The following is a 15,347-nucleotide window of genomic DNA, read 5'->3' as shown; positions in this document are numbered from 1 at the left end:
GATGGAAATGGCAAGGCCAGCCAGGGCCGCCAGGCCCCGCCGGCTACATCACGACGTGGGGCGGGACCGCCATGGCGCGCGCCGCCTCGGTCTGCCGGTGGCGGTAGGCGATCAATTTCTGCAGCAGCGCCGAGTCGGTCGTAGCCATGCAGGCGATCACATGCAGGGCGGCGTTGGCGGCGCCGGCTTCGCCTATGGCGAAGGTGGCGACAGGCACCCCCTTGGGCATCTGCACGATGGACAGCAGCGAATCCTCGCCCCGCAGGTATTTGGAAGGGACGGGCACGCCGAACACCGGCACTGGCGTAAGCGCCGCCATCATCCCGGGCAAATGGGCGGCGCCGCCCGCGCCGGCGATGATCGCGCGCAGGCCGCGGTCGACGGCCTGCGCGCCGTATTCGACCATATCGTTGGGCATGCGGTGCGCCGACACGACCTTCATTTCATGAGGCAGGCCGAATTCCTCCAGCACGGCCACGGCGTGTTTCATGATGTCCCAGTCGCTGGAAGAGCCCATGATGATGCCCACGACGGGAGGGCCGGCGGTATTGGTTTCAGTAAATATGGTCATGACAGCTCACCTATAAGATAAGATCGCACAGGGCGGCGATGTGTTTCAATTACCCCATCAAGCGCGCAGCGGCCTCGCGGTATTTGGCGGCGGTCTTTTCCACGACCTCGGCGGGCAGGCGCGGCGCAGGCGGCGTCTTGTCCCACGCCTGGGTCTCCAGCCAGTCGCGCACGAACTGTTTATCGAAGGATGGCGGGCTGATGCCGACCGCATAGTCCGACGCGGGCCAGAAACGCGATGAGTCCGGCGTCAGCACTTCGTCCATCAGGTGCAGCCGGCCTTCGTCGTCCAGGCCGAACTCGAACTTGGTATCGGCAATGATAATGCCCTTGGTCGCGGCGAATTCGGCCGCTTCGGTGTATAGCCGCAGGGTCGCCGAGCGGATTTGCCCGGCCAGTTCCTGCCCGACCTGGTCGACGACATAGCCGAAATCCACGTTTTCGTCGTGCGAGCCGAATTCAGCCTTGGCCGCGGGTGTGAAAATGGGCTCGGGCAGGCGGCTGGCCTGCTGCAGGCCGGCGGGCAGGCTGATGCCGCAGATCTTGCCGCTGGCGCGGTAATCGTTCCAGCCGGATCCGATCAGGTAGCCGCGCGCCACCGCCTCCACCATGACCGGCTTCAGGCGCTTGACCACCATGGCCCGGCCTGCCACCTGGTCGCGCTCATCGGCGGCCACGACATCCTCGGGCGCGATGCCGGTCGAGTGATTGGGCAGGACATGGGCCAGCTTCTTGAGCCAGAATTCGGTCAGCTCGGTAAGCACCTGCCCTTTGCCGGGAATCGGATCGTCGAGAATGACGTCGAAGGCCGAAATGCGGTCGGATGCCACGATCAGCAACTTGTCGTCGCCTACCGCGTACATGTCGCGCACCTTGCCGCGGGCCAGCAGGGGAAGCGATTTGATGGTTGATTGATGGAGGGCCTGGGCCACGATGTATCCTTGGAATAAAAACGTCCCGCCGAGCGGGACGGAAGCCAGAACAAAAACCTAGGGCACTTATTGAACGACCTGGGCCAATTCACCGGCCGAGTAGCGCTTGGCCATTTCGGCCAGCGCGATGGGCTTGATCTTGCTAGCGTTGCCGGCCGTGCCGAACTGCTCGTAGCGCTGCTTGCAGACGTCCTTGGCCGCCTGGCGGGCCGGCTTGAGGTATTCGCGCGGATCGAACTTGGACGGGTTTTCGCCCATGAATCGGCGAATCGCGCCCGTCATGGCCAGGCGGATATCGGTGTCGATGTTGATCTTGCGCACGCCGAACTTGATGGCTTCCTGGATTTCCTCGACCGGCACGCCGTAGGTTTCCTTCATGTCGCCGCCGAACTCGCGGATTTCGGCGAGCAGGTCTTGCGGCACGCTGGAGCTGCCGTGCATGACCAGGTGAGTGTTGGGCAGGCGGTGGTGGATTTCCTTGATGCGCGAGATCGACAGGATGTCGCCCGTGGGCTTGCGGGTGAACTTGTAGGCGCCATGGCTGGTGCCGATGGCGATGGCCAGGGCATCGAGCTGCGTGTGGCGCACGAAATCGGCGGCCTGCTCCGGATCGGTCAGCAGCTGCTCCATGGTCAGCTTGCCGTCGGCGCCGTGGCCGTCTTCCTTGTCGCCCTGCATGGTTTCGAGCGAACCCAGACAGCCGAGCTCGCCTTCGACGGTGACGCCCACCTTGTGGGCCATTTCGACCACGCGGCGGGTGACGTCCAGGTTGTATTCGTAGTCGGCTATGGTCTTGCCGTCTTCCTTCAGCGACCCGTCCATCATCACGCTGGAAAAACCCAGGTCTATGGCGCCCTGGCAGACCGCCGGCGACTGGCCGTGGTCCTGGTGCATGACGACCGGAATGTTGGGGTAGGTTTCGACCGCGGCCTGGATCAGGTATTTCAGGAAACCTTCGCCGGCGTATTTGCGCGCGCCGGCCGATGCCTGCATGATGACCGGGCTATCGGTTTCGGCGGCCGCTTCCATGATGGCCTGGACCTGTTCCAGGTTGTTGACGTTGAAAGCTGGGATACCGTAGCCGTTCTCGGCCGCATGATCGAGCAACTGACGCATGGAAACTAGGGCCATGACAAGACCTCCTGGAAGCAAAATAAGTATGAATGTATGATTAGCCTCGATTTTACGAGGGAATGAGATTAATTGCTGGCGGTCAGGACCTGACTGCCGACTTAGGCCGAAAGGCGGCAACCAGCGCCGGGCGCGTTTCGATATATGGGCCGCCGATCAGGTCTATGCAATACGGCACGGCGGCGAAAATGCCGGCGACCAGCACTTTGCCGTCGGCGTCCTTGAGGCCCTCCAGGGTTTCCTTGATGGCCTTGGGCTGGCCCGGCAGGTTGATGATCAGGGCCGCATGGCCGGGCGTCTCGCGTATCACCGCCACTTGCCGCGACAGAATCGCGGTCGGCACGAACTTCAGGCTGATCTGGCGCATCTGCTCGCCAAAACCGGGCATTTCCCGGGTGCCCACCGCCAGCGTGGCTTCCGGCGTCACGTCGCGCCGGGCCGGGCCGGTGCCGCCGGTGGTCAGCACCAGGTCGCAGCCCAGCTGGTCCACCAGTTCGACCAGCGTGGCCGATATCCCCTGCGCATCGTCGGGAATCAGGCGCGCCGCGAATTGGGGCGGCTGCGCCAGGGCCTCGCCCAGCCAGGCCTGCAGCGCGGGAATGCCCTGATCCTCGTAGACGCCGCCAGCCGCGCGGTCGGAAATGGAAACCAGGCCGACCAGCAAGTCATCGGGATGGCGGCGGACCAGACGGGTATTTGCGGACATGTTCCTCCCTTGGCGCTGAATGGCAAGCGCCTAGTTTTGCGCGCGTTGCGCAAGGATATCGACGGCGGGCAGCGTCCTGCCTTCCAGGAACTCCAGGAAGGCGCCGCCGCCCGTCGAGATGTAATCCACCTTGTCGCCTATGTGGTATTTGGCGATGGCGGCCAGCGTATCGCCGCCGCCCGCGATCGAGAACCCGGCGGCATCGGCAATGGCCTGGGACACCACCTTGGTGCCGTTGGCGAAGGCGTCGAACTCGAAGACCCCTACCGGGCCGTTCCAGACTATGGTGCCCGCCTGTTTCAGGATGGCGGCCAGCTGCTGCGCGGTCTGCGGACCGATATCCAGTATCTGGTCGTCGTCGGCGACCTGGTCCGCCGCTTTTACCGTCGCCGCGGCATCGGCGCTGAATTCCTTGGCGCACACCACGTCGACCGGGATGGGCACGGCCGCGCCGCGCCGTTTCATCACATCGATCACCGCGCGCGCCTGATCCACCTGGTCCGGTTCGGCCAGGGACTTGCCTATGGCAAGGCCGGCGGCCAGCATGAAGGTATTGGCGATGCCCCCGCCCACCACCAGTTGGTCGACCTTGTCGGCCAGGGCCTGCAAGATCGAAAGCTTGCTGGAAACCTTGGAGCCGCCCACGATGGCCACCAGCGGACGCTTGGGGTCGTGCAGCGCCCGGCCCAGCGCCAGCAATTCGGCTTCCAGCAAGGGGCCGGCGCAAGCGACCGGCGCGTATTTGGCGATGCCGTGCGTGGTCGCTTCGGCGCGATGTGCGGTGCCAAAGGCGTCGTTGACATAGACATCGCAGAGTGCCGCCATTTTGCGCGACAGTTCGGGATCGTCGTTTTTCTCGCCCACGTTGCAGCGGCAGTTTTCCAGCAGGAGGACCTGGCCCGCGCTGGCCGCCACGCCATCGACCCAGTCGGCGACCAGCGTGACGGGCTGGCCCAGCAGCATGGACAGGCGCGAGGCGACCGGCGCGAGCGTATCGGCCTTGCCCACCGCGCCCTCCGTCGGACGGCCCAGGTGCGAGGTCACCATGACGGCCGCCCCCGCGTCCAGCGCCAGGCGTATGGCCGGCACCGAAGCCCGTATGCGCGTGTCCTCGGTGATTTCGCCATCCTTGAGCGGCACATTCAGATCGGAACGGATGAACACCCGCTTGCCGGCGAGGGCGCCCGATTTCGCCAAGGAAGAAAGAGTTTTAACGTTGATGGTAGACATAAGAGGATCCCCAGCCGGTGGACAGACATGGCAAGGGCGGGTCGCCCCGCCCTCTTGCTTGAACGAAGCCGATTATTTGGCCGACATCAGGGCGACGGTGGTATCGAGCATGCGATTGGAGAAACCCCATTCGTTGTCGTACCAGGAAGACACCTTGACCAGCGAGCCCGACACCTTGGTCAGGCCGGCGTCCACGGTGCTGGATGCCGGGTCGTGGTTGTAGTCCACCGACACCAGGGGTTCATCGCTGTATTGCAGGATGCCCTTCAAGGGGCCCGCGTCGGCGGCGGCCTTGAGAATGCCGTTGACTTCCTCGACCGTGGTTGCGCGGGCCGCCACGAAGGACAGGTCGACGATCGATACATTGATGGTCGGAACGCGTATCGCGTAGCCATCCAGCTTGCCGTTGAGTTCGGGCAGCACCAGGCCCACCGCCGACGCCGCGCCGGTCTTGGTGGGGATCATGCTGTGGGTCGCCGAACGCGCGCGGCGCAGGTCTTCGTGGTAGACGTCGGTCAGCACCTGATCGTTGGTGTAGGAGTGGATGGTCGTCATCAGCCCGTTGACCAGGCCCAGTTTCTGATGCAGGGGCTGGACCAGGGGGGCCAGGCAGTTGGTGGTGCACGAGGCATTGGAAATGACGGTATCGCTGGCCTTGAGCACGCCGTGGTTCACGCCGTACACGATGGTTGCATCCACGTCCTTGCCGCCCGGCGCGGAGATAATGACTTTCTTGGCGCCGCCCCGGATATGGGCGCTGGCCTTTTCCTTGCTGGTGAAGAAGCCCGTGCATTCCAGCACGACGTCCACGCCCAGCTCGCCCCAGGGTAAGGCGGCGGGATCGCGGTTGGCGAGCACGCGTATCCTGTCGCCATTGACCACCATGTAGTCGCCGTCCACCGTGACCGTGCCGGGGAATTTCCCGTGGGCGGTGTCATAGCGGGTGAGGTGCGCATTGGTCTTGGGATCGCCCAGGTCGTTGATGGCCACAATTTCTATATCGTGCTTCTTGCCGCTTTCGTAGTGGGCACGCAAAGTATTGCGGCCGATGCGGCCATAACCATTAATCGCCACGCGTATAGTCATTATTACTCTCCTGTTTTATAAAACCTGTTCGACAGCCGCAGCAACGCGCTCGGCGGTCAAGCCAAAGAACTTGAACAACACCCCCGCCGGAGCGGACTCGCCGTAGGTGTCGATCCCGACCACCGCGCCGTCCAGCCCGACGTATTTGTACCAGCCCGACGTGACGCCGGCCTCGACCGCCACGCGCGGCAGGCCCTTGGGCAATACGGATTCGCGCCACTGCGCATCTTGCGCGTCGAAGACATTGGTGCAGGGCATGGAGACCACGCGCACGGCGATTCCCTTGGCGGCAAGCTGTTCCTGCGCCCCCAGCGCCAGCGCGACTTCGGAACCGGTGGCGATGATGATGGCCTGGGCGCCGGCGGCGTCGCGCAGCACGTAGCCGCCGCGGCCGATGGCCGCGATAGCCTGCGCATCGCGCGGGACGAAGGGCAGGTTCTGGCGCGACAGCAGCAAGGCGCTGGGGCCGCCGTCCTTGACGTCCATGCCTACGCTGGCCGGCCGCTGGATCGCATATGCCCAGGCCACGGCGGTTTCGGTGGTGTCGCAGGGTCGCCAGACATGCAGGTTGGGAATCAGGCGCAGGCTGGCGGCGTGTTCGACCGATTGGTGCGTGGGGCCGTCTTCGCCCAGCCCGATGGAGTCGTGGGTAAACACATGCACCACGCGCTGCTTCATGAGGGCGGCCATGCGCAAGGCATTGCGGGAATAATCCGAGAATGTCAGGAAGGTGCCGCCAAAAGGCAGGTAGCCGCCGTGCAGGGCTATGCCGTTCATGATGGCGGCCATGCCGAATTCGCGCACGCCGTAGTTGATGTGCCGGCCAAAGCGCAGGTGCAGTTCGCCGGCGCGCACCGGCGCCACGCCCTTCCAGTCGGTGAAGTTCGATCCGGTCAGGTCGGCGGAGCCGCCCAGGAATTCGGGCAGCAGTTCGGCGAAGGCGGTGATGGCCAATTGCGACGCCTTGCGGCTGGCCATGGTTTCGGCCTTCTGGTTGGTGGCTTCGATGAATTTTTGCGCTTGCTCGGCGAAGTCGGCGGGCAGGACGCTGGCCAGGCGGCGCCGCAGTTCGGCGGCCTCGGCCGGAAACGCCTGGGCATAGGCGTCGTAACGGGTCTGCCATTCAGACTGCAGCTGCCGCCCTTTTTCCCTGCCGTCCCATAGCGCGTAGATTTCGGCCGGGATGTCGAAGGGTTCGTAGGGCCAGCTCAATGCGGTCCGGGCGGCCTGGATTTCGTCGGCCCCCAGCGGCGCGCCATGCACTTTTTCGGTGCCGGCGGCGTGCGGCGCGCCCTTGCCGATGACTGTGCGGCAGCAAATCAGCGTGGGGCCTGCGCCCTGGGCGGAAAACTGCTTGGCCTTGACGATGGCCGCATCGACCGCCGCGGAGTCGTGGCCGTCGACGCCGCGCAGGACGTTCCAGCCGTAGCTTTCGAAGCGCTTGGGGGTATCGTCGCCAAACCAGTTCTCGACGCGCCCATCGATGGAAATGCCGTTGTCGTCGTAGAAGACGATGAGCTTGGACAGGCGCAGCGTGCCGGCCAGCGAGCACGCCTCGTGCGAGATGCCTTCCATGAGGCAGCCGTCGCCCACGAAGGCATAGGTATGATGGTCGACGATCGCATGGTTTTCACGGTTGAATTCCTGGGCCAGCAGGGCTTCGGCCAGGGCCATGCCCACGGAGTTGGCCAGGCCTTGCCCCAGGGGGCCGGTGGTGGTTTCCACGCCGGCGGTGATGCCGACTTCGGGATGGCCTGGCGTGCGGGAATGCAGTTGCCGGAAGTTTTTGAGTTCTTCGATGGGAAGGTCGTAGCCGGTCAGGTGCAGCAGGGCGTAGATCAGCATGGAGCCGTGACCGTTGGACAGCACGAAGCGGTCGCGGTTGGCCCAGGTGGGGTCGGCGGGGTTATGGCGCAGGTGGCGCGTCCATAGCGCTTCGGCGATGTCGGCCATGCCCATGGGGGCTCCGGGATGACCGGAATTGGCTTGTTGAACCGCGTCCATGGCCAGTGCTCGGATAGCATTGGCCATGGAGGAATCTTGGGCTGGCGTGTGGCTCATTCAAAACTCGCAAGAGGCGCCGAAAGCCGAAAATGGCCTGGCCCCGATATTAAGGTTTACAAAGCCTTTGATTTTAACACCCGGGAAATATGGCGCCGGATCGCCGAGGCAGGGAACGGCCGCGTACGGTGATTGTCCTTCTGCCATCCGAAGGCCGATAATCCATCGAGGAGCATGCCCACCATGATTTATCGTATCCTGGCCGATCTCGTCCTGCTGACGCACGCCCTGTTCGTGGGCTTCGTCGTCTTCGGCGGCCTGCTGGCCTTATGGAAGCGCTGGCTGGCGTGGCTGCATTTGCCCGCTCTGGCATGGGGAAGCGCTGTCATCGCCATGGGCTGGATATGCCCACTTACGCCGCTCGAAGCCATCTTGCGGCAAATGGCGGGCCAGGAAAACCACCATGGCGGCTTTATCGAACATTACCTGCTGCTTGCGATATATCCACAAGGCCTGACGCGCGAAATACAAATGCTCCTGGCCGCGCTGCTGGTCATCGGCAACCTGGCTGTTTACTCAGCCCTCTGCCTGCGCCGCAAAAAGGGCTGAGCCCGTCAGGCCCGCTTGGGAATCTCAAGCCCTTTCACGACCGCCGCACGGGCGACGAACGCGTCGAGCACGCGCAGGACATCCGGAAAATCCGTGATTCCGACCAGATCCCCCGCCTCGTAGAAGCCTATCAAATTGCGCACCCATGGGAAGGTGGCGATATCGGCGATGGTGTAGGCATCCCCCATTATCCAGTCGCGGCCGGCCAGGCGCCGGTCAAGGACGCCGAGCAGCCGCCTGGCTTCCGCGACGTAGCGGTCGCGCGGGCGCTTGTCCTCGTAGTCCTTGCCGGCGAACTTGTTGAAAAAACCCAGTTGGCCGAACATCGGGCCTATGCCCCCCATCTGGAACATCAGCCACTGGATCGTCTGGTATCGGCCGGCGGCGTCCTGCGGCATGAATTGGCCCGTCTTCTCGGCCAGATAGATCAGGATGGCGCCGGATTCGAACAGGGGCAGCGGCTTGCCGCCGGGGCCGTCGGGATCGAGGATGGCCGGGATCTTGTTGTTGGGGCTGATCGACAGGAATTCCGGCGACATCTGGTCATCGGCATCGAAGCGCACGAGATGGGGCTCATAAGGCAGGCCGGTCTCTTCGAGCATGATAGCCGCCTTGACGCCGTTGGGAGTCGGCAAGGAATAAAGCTGGATGCGGTCGGGATGCTGCGCGGGCCACTTCTTGGTGATGGGAAAGCTGGAAAGATCGGTCACTATGTATCCTTGCGCTGGGTGTCGGGACTGAAAGAATACCCACAATGCGACCCCGCCGCCAGCGCCGCTGGCTCAACGCTGCGGATGGCTCAAATAGATGGACGGCTCGGCCGACAGGCAGCGTTTCACCTGGCGTGTGCGGTCGTCGGCCAGCACCTCTTGCGCGCCGGCTTCCAGGCCGTCCAGCGCATGGTTCACCACGGCGTAGGGAGGCGTCTTGGGCACGTCCAGCCCTCGCGTCAGGTCGGTGTCGACAAAGGCCACATGCAGGCCCAGCACCTGTGTGCCCTGATCATGCAGCTCATGGCGCAAGCCGTTGGTAAGACTCCACGCCGCCGACTTGGTGGCGCCGTATACGCCCAGCGAGGGCAAATTCAACCAACTGGCCACCGAGAGCACATTCAACATCGCCCCGCCGCCATTGCGCGCGAGCACCGGCGCGAAAGCCTGGCTCATGCGCAGGACACCGAAGAAATTGGTTTCCAGGTGTTTGCGCGCCGCGTCCACGCTGCCTGTTTCCAGGAACCCGCCCAGATGGGCTATGCCGGCGTTATTGATCAGCAGCGTCACGTCATCGCACAGGGCGGCCGCGGCGCTCACCTCGCCAGCGTCGGTAACGTCGAGACGCACGGGAATCACGCCGGCCAGCGTGACGCTGGCCGGATCGCGCGCGCCGGCATAGACCTTGCGCGCGCCCCGCGCGAGGGCTTCTTTGGCAAACGCCAATCCCAGGCCGCGATTGGCTCCGGTGATAAGAACGACGGCATCCTTGATATTCATGATGTTTTTTCCTCGAAAATCATTGCTGAGACAAACCACCCATGAATATGATGATCATCATATTCATGGGTGAAGAAAATCCTGCGCGGCGGCAGGCAGGGTTCCGGCTAACTGCGTTATTGCGTGGCGATGGCGTCGCCGGGTATGTCGTACTGCGAAATCAAGGCTGCCCGATTCGCGGCCAGCAAGGCTTGCCTTTGCTCGCCCTCGCCCAGGGCGCGGGCGAGCTGCAGCGCGCCGACCAGGGTGCTGGCGATTACCGCCGACTCGCCGGGCGCCACCGCGGCGGGTAAAGCGCGCTGAACCGCGCCGAGCAAGTCCCGCACGCGATGGCTTGAGGCTTCCCGCAGCTGGGGCGACTGCCGCGGCATGTCCGAAACCAGCGCGGCGACGGGGCATCCGGCTTCCAGCGACTTGCAATGCGCATCGGAAAGATAAGTCTCGACCAGCGCCCGAAACGGGCTGGCCCCCTTCCGGCGCAATTGATCCGCGCGCCTGGCGGCCGCCTCCGAGGCATCTTGCCCCGCGTACTCCAGCGCCTCGGCCAGCATGGCATCGCGCGAGGGGAAATGGGCGTAGAAACCGCCATGGGTCAAGCCGGCTTCTTTCATGATGTCGGCTACGCCGACGCCGCCGTAGCCGCCACGGCGGATCGCCCGCGCGGCGGCCTCGACAATGCGCCGATGGGAGGCCTCTTTGCGCGTGAGTTTCGCTTCCATGCGATCAAAACCGATAAATATGATGACCATCATATTAAAATGCCAAACTGGATGCCAGTCAAGAAATATTTCGCGAGCCGGCGGCGGCGGTTCGGCGGCGGGCGCCGCGGCGGTGTTTCCGGGCAGCGAGGCATGGGGGAGAATGAAAGCGATTGACACCCCGCCATGGCGGGGCCATAGCGGGGTAAGATTCGTGCCTTGGAGCCAAATCAATGACGAGCAAAGCCAACCCAGTGCGATTTGTCCCGCGGGGATTCGTTCCCACGCGGGAACAACAAGACATACAACTGTCCCGGCATAGGGTGACGCTGATCGAAGCCAATGCGGGGGCCGCCAAAACGACTACCCTGGCGCTTCGTATCGGCGAAGCGATTGCGCGGGGCATGCCGCCCGGGAAAATCCTGGCCCTGGTGTTTACGCCGCAAGCCAGGGATGTCATGAAAACCCGCCTGGTCGATATCGGCATCCCTCATTCCACGGCGGCGCAGATCCAGGTGCGCACCTTCGAGGAATTCGCCGGCGAGGTGCTTGGCGCCATCGAGGGGCCGGGCCCCGCGCGACTGGGGTCGGCGCAAGAGCTGAAGCCGCATGCCCTCGCCGCGATAGAGCAGGTCAGCCTGGGCTATGCCGGCGCAACGGAGTTCCTGGACATACGCAGCCATAACGTCGCCATCAGCCAGTTTCTTGAATGCCAGCTGCGCCTCAAGGCTACGATGGCCCTTGACGAAAACGATGGCGATACGGGCCTGGAGGAAAGCGCCGAACGGCTGGGCGTTCCCCTGACGGATTACTTGTGGACGCTCGAATATGAACGCATCCGCCTGGGGGTTTTTGACGAGGTTCTTTTCCGGGGCCCGTTTGACGCGACATACGACCTTGCGCGGCAGCTGGATGATTTTCCGGAAACGAAAAATGCGCTGCCCCGCTACGGGCTAGTGGCCGGCGATGAACTGCACGACCTGAATGAAGCCTCGTTCCGCGTCCTGGAGGCCCTGCTCGATATGGACGATCTGTATTTCGTCGGCGCGGGAGACAGGGATCAGGTGATTCACTCCAGCCTCGGCGCCGACGAAAGTTATCTGGGACACCGCTTTACCGACAAGCATGCGGGCTGTGTGCGCTATCCCCTGACCATGACGTATCGCCATGGTCCGCATCTGGCCTATGCCATGGAGGCGTTCAAGCAGAAGCCGGTCGACTCCAGTCTGCCGGTCATTACGGAAATCATCCAGTTGCACTATGGCCAGGCAAGGCTTGAGGAAGGCGCGGCCCGCGTCGTTGACGCCATCGGCAAGTGGAAGTCGGACGGCTTCCCATTGGAGGCCTGCGCCATCCTGCTGCGCGAACGGCATCAATCGGTCGCCATCGAAAACGCATTGATGCGCGCCAATATCGGCTACCGCACGCAAGGGATGCAGGGCTATCTGCAGCGCGAAGAAATCCTTTTCCTTCGAGGCATGATCGCCATCGCCCTGAAAAACCTGGCATCGGTCGAGTCGGCGGCCATCCGGAAAGCGATCGTCGAATCGCTGGCGATATTTGGCGAAGTGGCATTCACCCCGCAAGAGATGGACTACGCCAAGAGCGTGATCGCCAAAGACCCGCAGATATTGAACTCGTTCTTCACCGGCCAGATCCAGAGGAGCCAATCCGAAAAGGCCAGAACCCGCATCTCCAGCGCGGTGGCCTATATGGAAGGCGTCGCTGCCGAGACGCCGGCGGACGCCGTGCTGCGGGACATATGCGAACGCATGGACCTGGTGGCGGTCGCCCAGCGCATTTATGTTCATCCTCACGACGCCGCGGTCGTCGCGAAATCGGTCGACGGCTTCATCGAGGTGGCCCGGCAGTCCGGCATGAATCTGCGGCAGTTCTCCGAATGGATAGGCGCGGCCGACGCCTTTGTGGCGACAAGACGAAGCAGGAATCTTGTCTTGCTGGAATGCGTGGCCAATTCCAAGGGCAAGGAGTTCGATCACGTCATTCTGCCCTTTCTTGAGAACGGAGAATTCCCCAGCCCGATGCGCGACCTCAAGGAGGAAGAGAATCTCTTCTACGTGGGAGCCACCCGCGCCAGGTCGCGGCTCACTTTGATCTCGCCCGAAGACGAGTCGACCCGCAGCCCGTTCATCAGGAGAATGGAATTGGCGTCGTCGCGCGCGCGGGCCCTTGCGGCCGTGCAGAAAAACCTGGCGCAGACCGGCGCCGCGCCGAGCCGCCTCGAGCTGCGCGTCCCCTATTCGGATAAGGATACCGTCAAGTCATTGGGAGCGCAGTGGGACGCGGCGCGCAAGGTCTGGTATGTGAAGGCGGGCTTGGATCGCGAGCCTTTCAAGCCATGGTTCCCCGAAGAATAGGCGGCATGCCTGGCGGCCATCCTAGACCGGCTCCATGAGCCGTTGCGGATCCTGGGGCGAACCGCGCAGGCGGCCCGCGTCCCGTCCCGGCGGGGCGCCAAAGAGGCGGCTGTATTCACGGCTGAACTGCGAGGGGCTTTCGTAGCCGACGGTAAAACCTATGCTGGCAATATCCGCCTGCTGCGTCAGCAGCAGGCGGCGCGCCTCCTGGAGCCTGATCCGCTTTTGGTATTGCTGCGGGCTCATCGCCGTCACCGCCTTGAAATGGCGGTGGAAGGACGAGGCGCTCATGTTCGCGATTCTGGCCACGCTTTCGATACGGAAGGGCTGCGCATAATTGCGTTTGATCCAGTCGATCGCGCCGCTGATCCGCGCCAGGTGGCTGTTGGCCAGCGCGATCTGGCGCAGCATGGCGCCCTGCTCGCCCAGCAGCAGGCGATAAAGGATCTCGCGTTCGATCAAGGGCGCCAGTATGGCGATCTCGCGCGGCTGCCTGAGCAGGCGCAGCAGGCGAACCACCGGATCCAGCAAGTCGGCGGTAAGCGCGCTTACCGCCAGCCCCGCCGGCGGCCTGGCGTCATTGGCGGGCTCGGACATGTCCAGCACCAGGGCCGCAAGCGCCGCGAGATCCAGCTTGAGGCTGAAGGCGAGATAAGGATGATCGGCGCTGGCCTCGCATATGCTGCCGGTCACCGGCAAATCAATGGAAACGATCAGGTATTTGGCGGCGTCATATTCGAACGAGCCATTGCCCAGGAATACGCGCTTGCGCCCTTGGGCGACGATGCACAGCATGGGTTCGTACACAGCCTGTATCGGCAGCGTGCTGGCGTCGGAACGCAGCAGCGAGACGCGCGGAAGGACCGCAGCGACACCGCCGTCGCTACAGTATTGTTCAATCAGAACGCGTAATTCCGTGAGCGATTCCATCATAAGACCCAGTTTCCTCAAGGCCCAGCGATACGCCGTTCGCCGCCGCCATTTCAAGCCTGCGCCCTGTTTTGAGAGGATTGTATAAGAAGCGGATAGCTCCCGGCAAACCCCCGGGGCGCGCGGCATAGGCGCCGAAGCGCAGACTCTGCGACAATCGTGCTCTTCCTCACCAAACAGCCAACCATCAAGCTCCATGCTCAATACCCTCTGGCTTGCCTTCTTCATCGTCGCCGCCCTCTCGGGGCTGTACCAGTGGATCGTGTTGCAAGACAGCGAAGTCTTTTCGCGCATCGTGCAGAGCCTGTTCGGCATGGCCGAGCTCTCGGTGCAACTGATGATCCTGCTGTTCGGGACCCTCACACTCTGGCTGGGCTTCCTGCGCATCGCCGAAGCCGCCGGCTTGATCGAACTGCTTGGGCGCCTGCTCGGCCCGCTATTCCGGCGCCTGATGCCGGGCGTTCCCGCCGGCCACCCGGCCCTGGGCCTGATCACCCTGAACTTCGCCGCCAACGGACTGGGGCTGGACAACGCCGCCACCCCCATAGGCCTGCGCGCCATGCGCGAACTGCAAACCCTCAATCCCGATCCCAAATCCGCCACCAATGCGCAAATCCTGTTTCTGGTGCTCAATTCGTCATCGCTGACCCTGCTGCCCGTCACCATCTTCATGTACCGGGCCCAGCAGGGCGCCGCCGATCCCACCCTGGTTTTTCTTCCCATATTGCTGGCGACCACCGCCTCGTCCGTCGCCGGGCTGCTGGCCGTGGCCTTCATGCAAAGGCTCAAGCTCTACGACCCGGTCGTGCTCGCCTGGGGCGGCGGGCTGGCCCTCGCCATCGGCAGCCTCATGGCCGTGCTGGCCAGCCTCAGCAGCGCCGCCATCAGCGCCACATCGTCGCTCATGGGCAATCTCACCCTGTTCGGCATCATCATGGTCTTTCTGCTGGCGGGCGCCAGGAAGAAAGTTCCGGTTTACGAATGCTTTATCGAAGGCGCCAAGGAAGGCTTCGACATCTCGAAGAATTTGCTGCCCTATCTGGTGGCCATGCTCTGCGCCATCGGCGTGCTGCGCGCGTCGGGCGCGCTTGACGCCTTGCTGGACAGCATCCGCTGGGCCGTCCATGCCGCGGGGCTGGACGGCCGTTTTGTCGACGCCCTGCCCACCGCCATTGTCAAGCCGTTTTCGGGCAGCGCGGCGCGCGGCATGCTGATCGAAACCATGCAGCATTTCGGCGTGGACAGTTTTCCGGCCCTGCTGGCCGCCACAGTGCAGGGCAGCACTGAAACCACCTTCTATGTACTGGCCGTGTATTTTGGCGCGGTCGGCATACAGCGGGCGCGCCACGCGATAGGCTGCGCCCTGATCGCCGATCTGGCCGGCGTGCTGGCGTCCATAGGCGTGTGCTACTGGTTTTTCGGCTGAAGCCCGAACCGGTGAGGACCTTCGTCCACCTCGCGGCCTGCATGCCGCTCCGATTCGCCAGGCACTGAACAGTCCGCAGGGGACTGTTCAGTGTCCGGGCTTATCCACCTCGCGGCCTGCAGGCCGCTCGGATTCGCCAGGCATAGGACAGTCCGCAGGG

Annotated in this window: 14 protein-coding genes; 3 read left to right on the top strand and 11 right to left on the bottom strand. The window is 63.6% G+C overall.

Annotated elements, in window-relative coordinates; translation table 11 throughout:
* Positions 1-43 precede the first annotated feature (43 nt).
* From purE to tkt, 7 genes are all read right to left on the bottom strand, one after another.
* A complete protein-coding gene (purE, locus tag BUB23_RS12425) occupies positions 44-571 on the bottom strand; it encodes a 5-(carboxyamino)imidazole ribonucleotide mutase (RefSeq protein ID WP_073103478.1) in 528 nt (175 codons plus the stop codon).
* A gap of 49 nt (positions 572-620) precedes the next feature.
* A complete protein-coding gene (locus tag BUB23_RS12420; RefSeq protein ID WP_073103476.1) occupies positions 621-1,502 on the bottom strand; it encodes a phosphoribosylaminoimidazolesuccinocarboxamide synthase in 882 nt (293 codons plus the stop codon).
* A gap of 66 nt (positions 1,503-1,568) precedes the next feature.
* A complete protein-coding gene (gene fba / locus BUB23_RS12415) occupies positions 1,569-2,633 on the bottom strand; it encodes a class II fructose-bisphosphate aldolase (RefSeq protein WP_073103475.1) in 1,065 nt (354 codons plus the stop codon).
* An 82-nt stretch (positions 2,634-2,715) separates the two neighbouring features.
* Complete coding sequence (gene mog / locus BUB23_RS12410) at positions 2,716-3,339, bottom strand: molybdopterin adenylyltransferase (protein ID WP_073103473.1); 624 nt, start codon at positions 3,337-3,339, stop codon at positions 2,716-2,718.
* Between the two features lie 30 nt (positions 3,340-3,369).
* The gene (locus tag BUB23_RS12405) at positions 3,370-4,569 is read right to left on the bottom strand and encodes a phosphoglycerate kinase (RefSeq protein ID WP_073103471.1); all 1,200 of its coding nucleotides are present in this window, start codon (positions 4,567-4,569) and stop codon (positions 3,370-3,372) included.
* 72 nt (positions 4,570-4,641) lie between these two features.
* On the bottom strand, positions 4,642-5,655 hold the full coding sequence (gene gap / locus BUB23_RS12400) for a type I glyceraldehyde-3-phosphate dehydrogenase (RefSeq protein ID WP_073103470.1): 1,014 nt from the start codon (positions 5,653-5,655) through the stop codon (positions 4,642-4,644).
* Positions 5,656-5,670: 15 nt separating this feature from the next.
* Entirely contained in the window at positions 5,671-7,716 is a 2,046-nt protein-coding gene (gene tkt / locus BUB23_RS12395) for a transketolase (RefSeq protein WP_073103468.1), read from the bottom strand.
* Positions 7,717-7,899: 183 nt separating this feature from the next.
* Between tkt and BUB23_RS12390 the strand changes: the two genes are divergently transcribed.
* Positions 7,900-8,265 carry a DUF2784 domain-containing protein gene (locus BUB23_RS12390; protein ID WP_073103467.1) on the top strand — a complete coding sequence of 122 codons (366 nt, stop codon included), beginning with the start codon at positions 7,900-7,902 and terminating at the stop codon, positions 8,263-8,265.
* 5 nt (positions 8,266-8,270) lie between these two features.
* On the opposite strand, the gene BUB23_RS12385 is transcribed toward BUB23_RS12390, so the two are convergent.
* From BUB23_RS12385 to BUB23_RS12375, 3 genes are all read right to left on the bottom strand, one after another.
* On the bottom strand, positions 8,271-8,975 hold the full coding sequence (locus BUB23_RS12385; RefSeq protein WP_073103465.1) for a glutathione S-transferase N-terminal domain-containing protein: 705 nt from the start codon (positions 8,973-8,975) through the stop codon (positions 8,271-8,273).
* Between the two features lie 72 nt (positions 8,976-9,047).
* Positions 9,048-9,755 (bottom strand): SDR family oxidoreductase, encoded by a 708-nt coding sequence (locus BUB23_RS12380; protein ID WP_073103464.1) that lies wholly within the window; start codon positions 9,753-9,755, stop codon positions 9,048-9,050.
* Positions 9,756-9,871: 116 nt separating this feature from the next.
* Positions 9,872-10,507 carry a TetR/AcrR family transcriptional regulator gene (locus tag BUB23_RS12375; protein ID WP_342743841.1) on the bottom strand — a complete coding sequence of 212 codons (636 nt, stop codon included), beginning with the start codon at positions 10,505-10,507 and terminating at the stop codon, positions 9,872-9,874.
* Between the two features lie 179 nt (positions 10,508-10,686).
* Between BUB23_RS12375 and BUB23_RS12370 the strand changes: the two genes are divergently transcribed.
* Complete coding sequence (locus BUB23_RS12370; protein ID WP_073103462.1) at positions 10,687-12,831, top strand: ATP-dependent helicase; 2,145 nt, start codon at positions 10,687-10,689, stop codon at positions 12,829-12,831.
* Positions 12,832-12,852: 21 nt separating this feature from the next.
* On the opposite strand, the gene BUB23_RS12365 is transcribed toward BUB23_RS12370, so the two are convergent.
* Complete coding sequence (locus tag BUB23_RS12365) at positions 12,853-13,764, bottom strand: AraC family transcriptional regulator (RefSeq protein WP_073103461.1); 912 nt, start codon at positions 13,762-13,764, stop codon at positions 12,853-12,855.
* Positions 13,765-13,957: 193 nt separating this feature from the next.
* Here BUB23_RS12365 and BUB23_RS12360 point away from each other — a divergent pair, with 193 nt between their 5' ends.
* On the top strand, positions 13,958-15,187 hold the full coding sequence (locus tag BUB23_RS12360; protein ID WP_073103459.1) for a nucleoside recognition domain-containing protein: 1,230 nt from the start codon (positions 13,958-13,960) through the stop codon (positions 15,185-15,187).
* Positions 15,188-15,347 lie beyond the last annotated feature (160 nt).

The sequence above is a fragment of the Pollutimonas bauzanensis genome (assembly GCF_900129885.1).
GTDB classification, from domain to species: domain Bacteria; phylum Pseudomonadota; class Gammaproteobacteria; order Burkholderiales; family Burkholderiaceae_B; genus Pollutimonas; species Pollutimonas bauzanensis.
This window is presented reverse-complemented; position numbering and strand designations above follow the sequence as displayed.

Bases quoted from the DNA above. Each gene is read 5' to 3' on its own strand.
- purE (WP_073103478.1), bottom strand. From the start codon at position 571: ATGACCATATTTACTGAAACCAATACCGCCGGCCCTCCCGTCGTGGGC.
- fba (WP_073103475.1), bottom strand. From the start codon at position 2,633: ATGGCCCTAGTTTCCATGCGTCAGTTGCTCGATCATGCGGCCGAGAAC.
- mog (WP_073103473.1), bottom strand. From the start codon at position 3,339: ATGTCCGCAAATACCCGTCTGGTCCGCCGCCATCCCGATGACTTGCTG.
- BUB23_RS12405 (WP_073103471.1), bottom strand. From the start codon at position 4,569: ATGTCTACCATCAACGTTAAAACTCTTTCTTCCTTGGCGAAATCGGGC.
- gap (WP_073103470.1), bottom strand. From the start codon at position 5,655: ATGACTATACGCGTGGCGATTAATGGTTATGGCCGCATCGGCCGCAAT.
- tkt (WP_073103468.1), bottom strand. From the start codon at position 7,716: ATGAGCCACACGCCAGCCCAAGATTCCTCCATGGCCAATGCTATCCGA.
- BUB23_RS12390 (WP_073103467.1), top strand. From the start codon at position 7,900: ATGATTTATCGTATCCTGGCCGATCTCGTCCTGCTGACGCACGCCCTG.
- BUB23_RS12380 (WP_073103464.1), bottom strand. From the start codon at position 9,755: ATGAATATCAAGGATGCCGTCGTTCTTATCACCGGAGCCAATCGCGGC.
- BUB23_RS12375 (WP_342743841.1), bottom strand. From the start codon at position 10,507: ATGATGGTCATCATATTTATCGGTTTTGATCGCATGGAAGCGAAACTC.
- BUB23_RS12370 (WP_073103462.1), top strand. From the start codon at position 10,687: ATGACGAGCAAAGCCAACCCAGTGCGATTTGTCCCGCGGGGATTCGTT.
- BUB23_RS12365 (WP_073103461.1), bottom strand. From the start codon at position 13,764: ATGATGGAATCGCTCACGGAATTACGCGTTCTGATTGAACAATACTGT.
- BUB23_RS12360 (WP_073103459.1), top strand. From the start codon at position 13,958: ATGCTCAATACCCTCTGGCTTGCCTTCTTCATCGTCGCCGCCCTCTCG.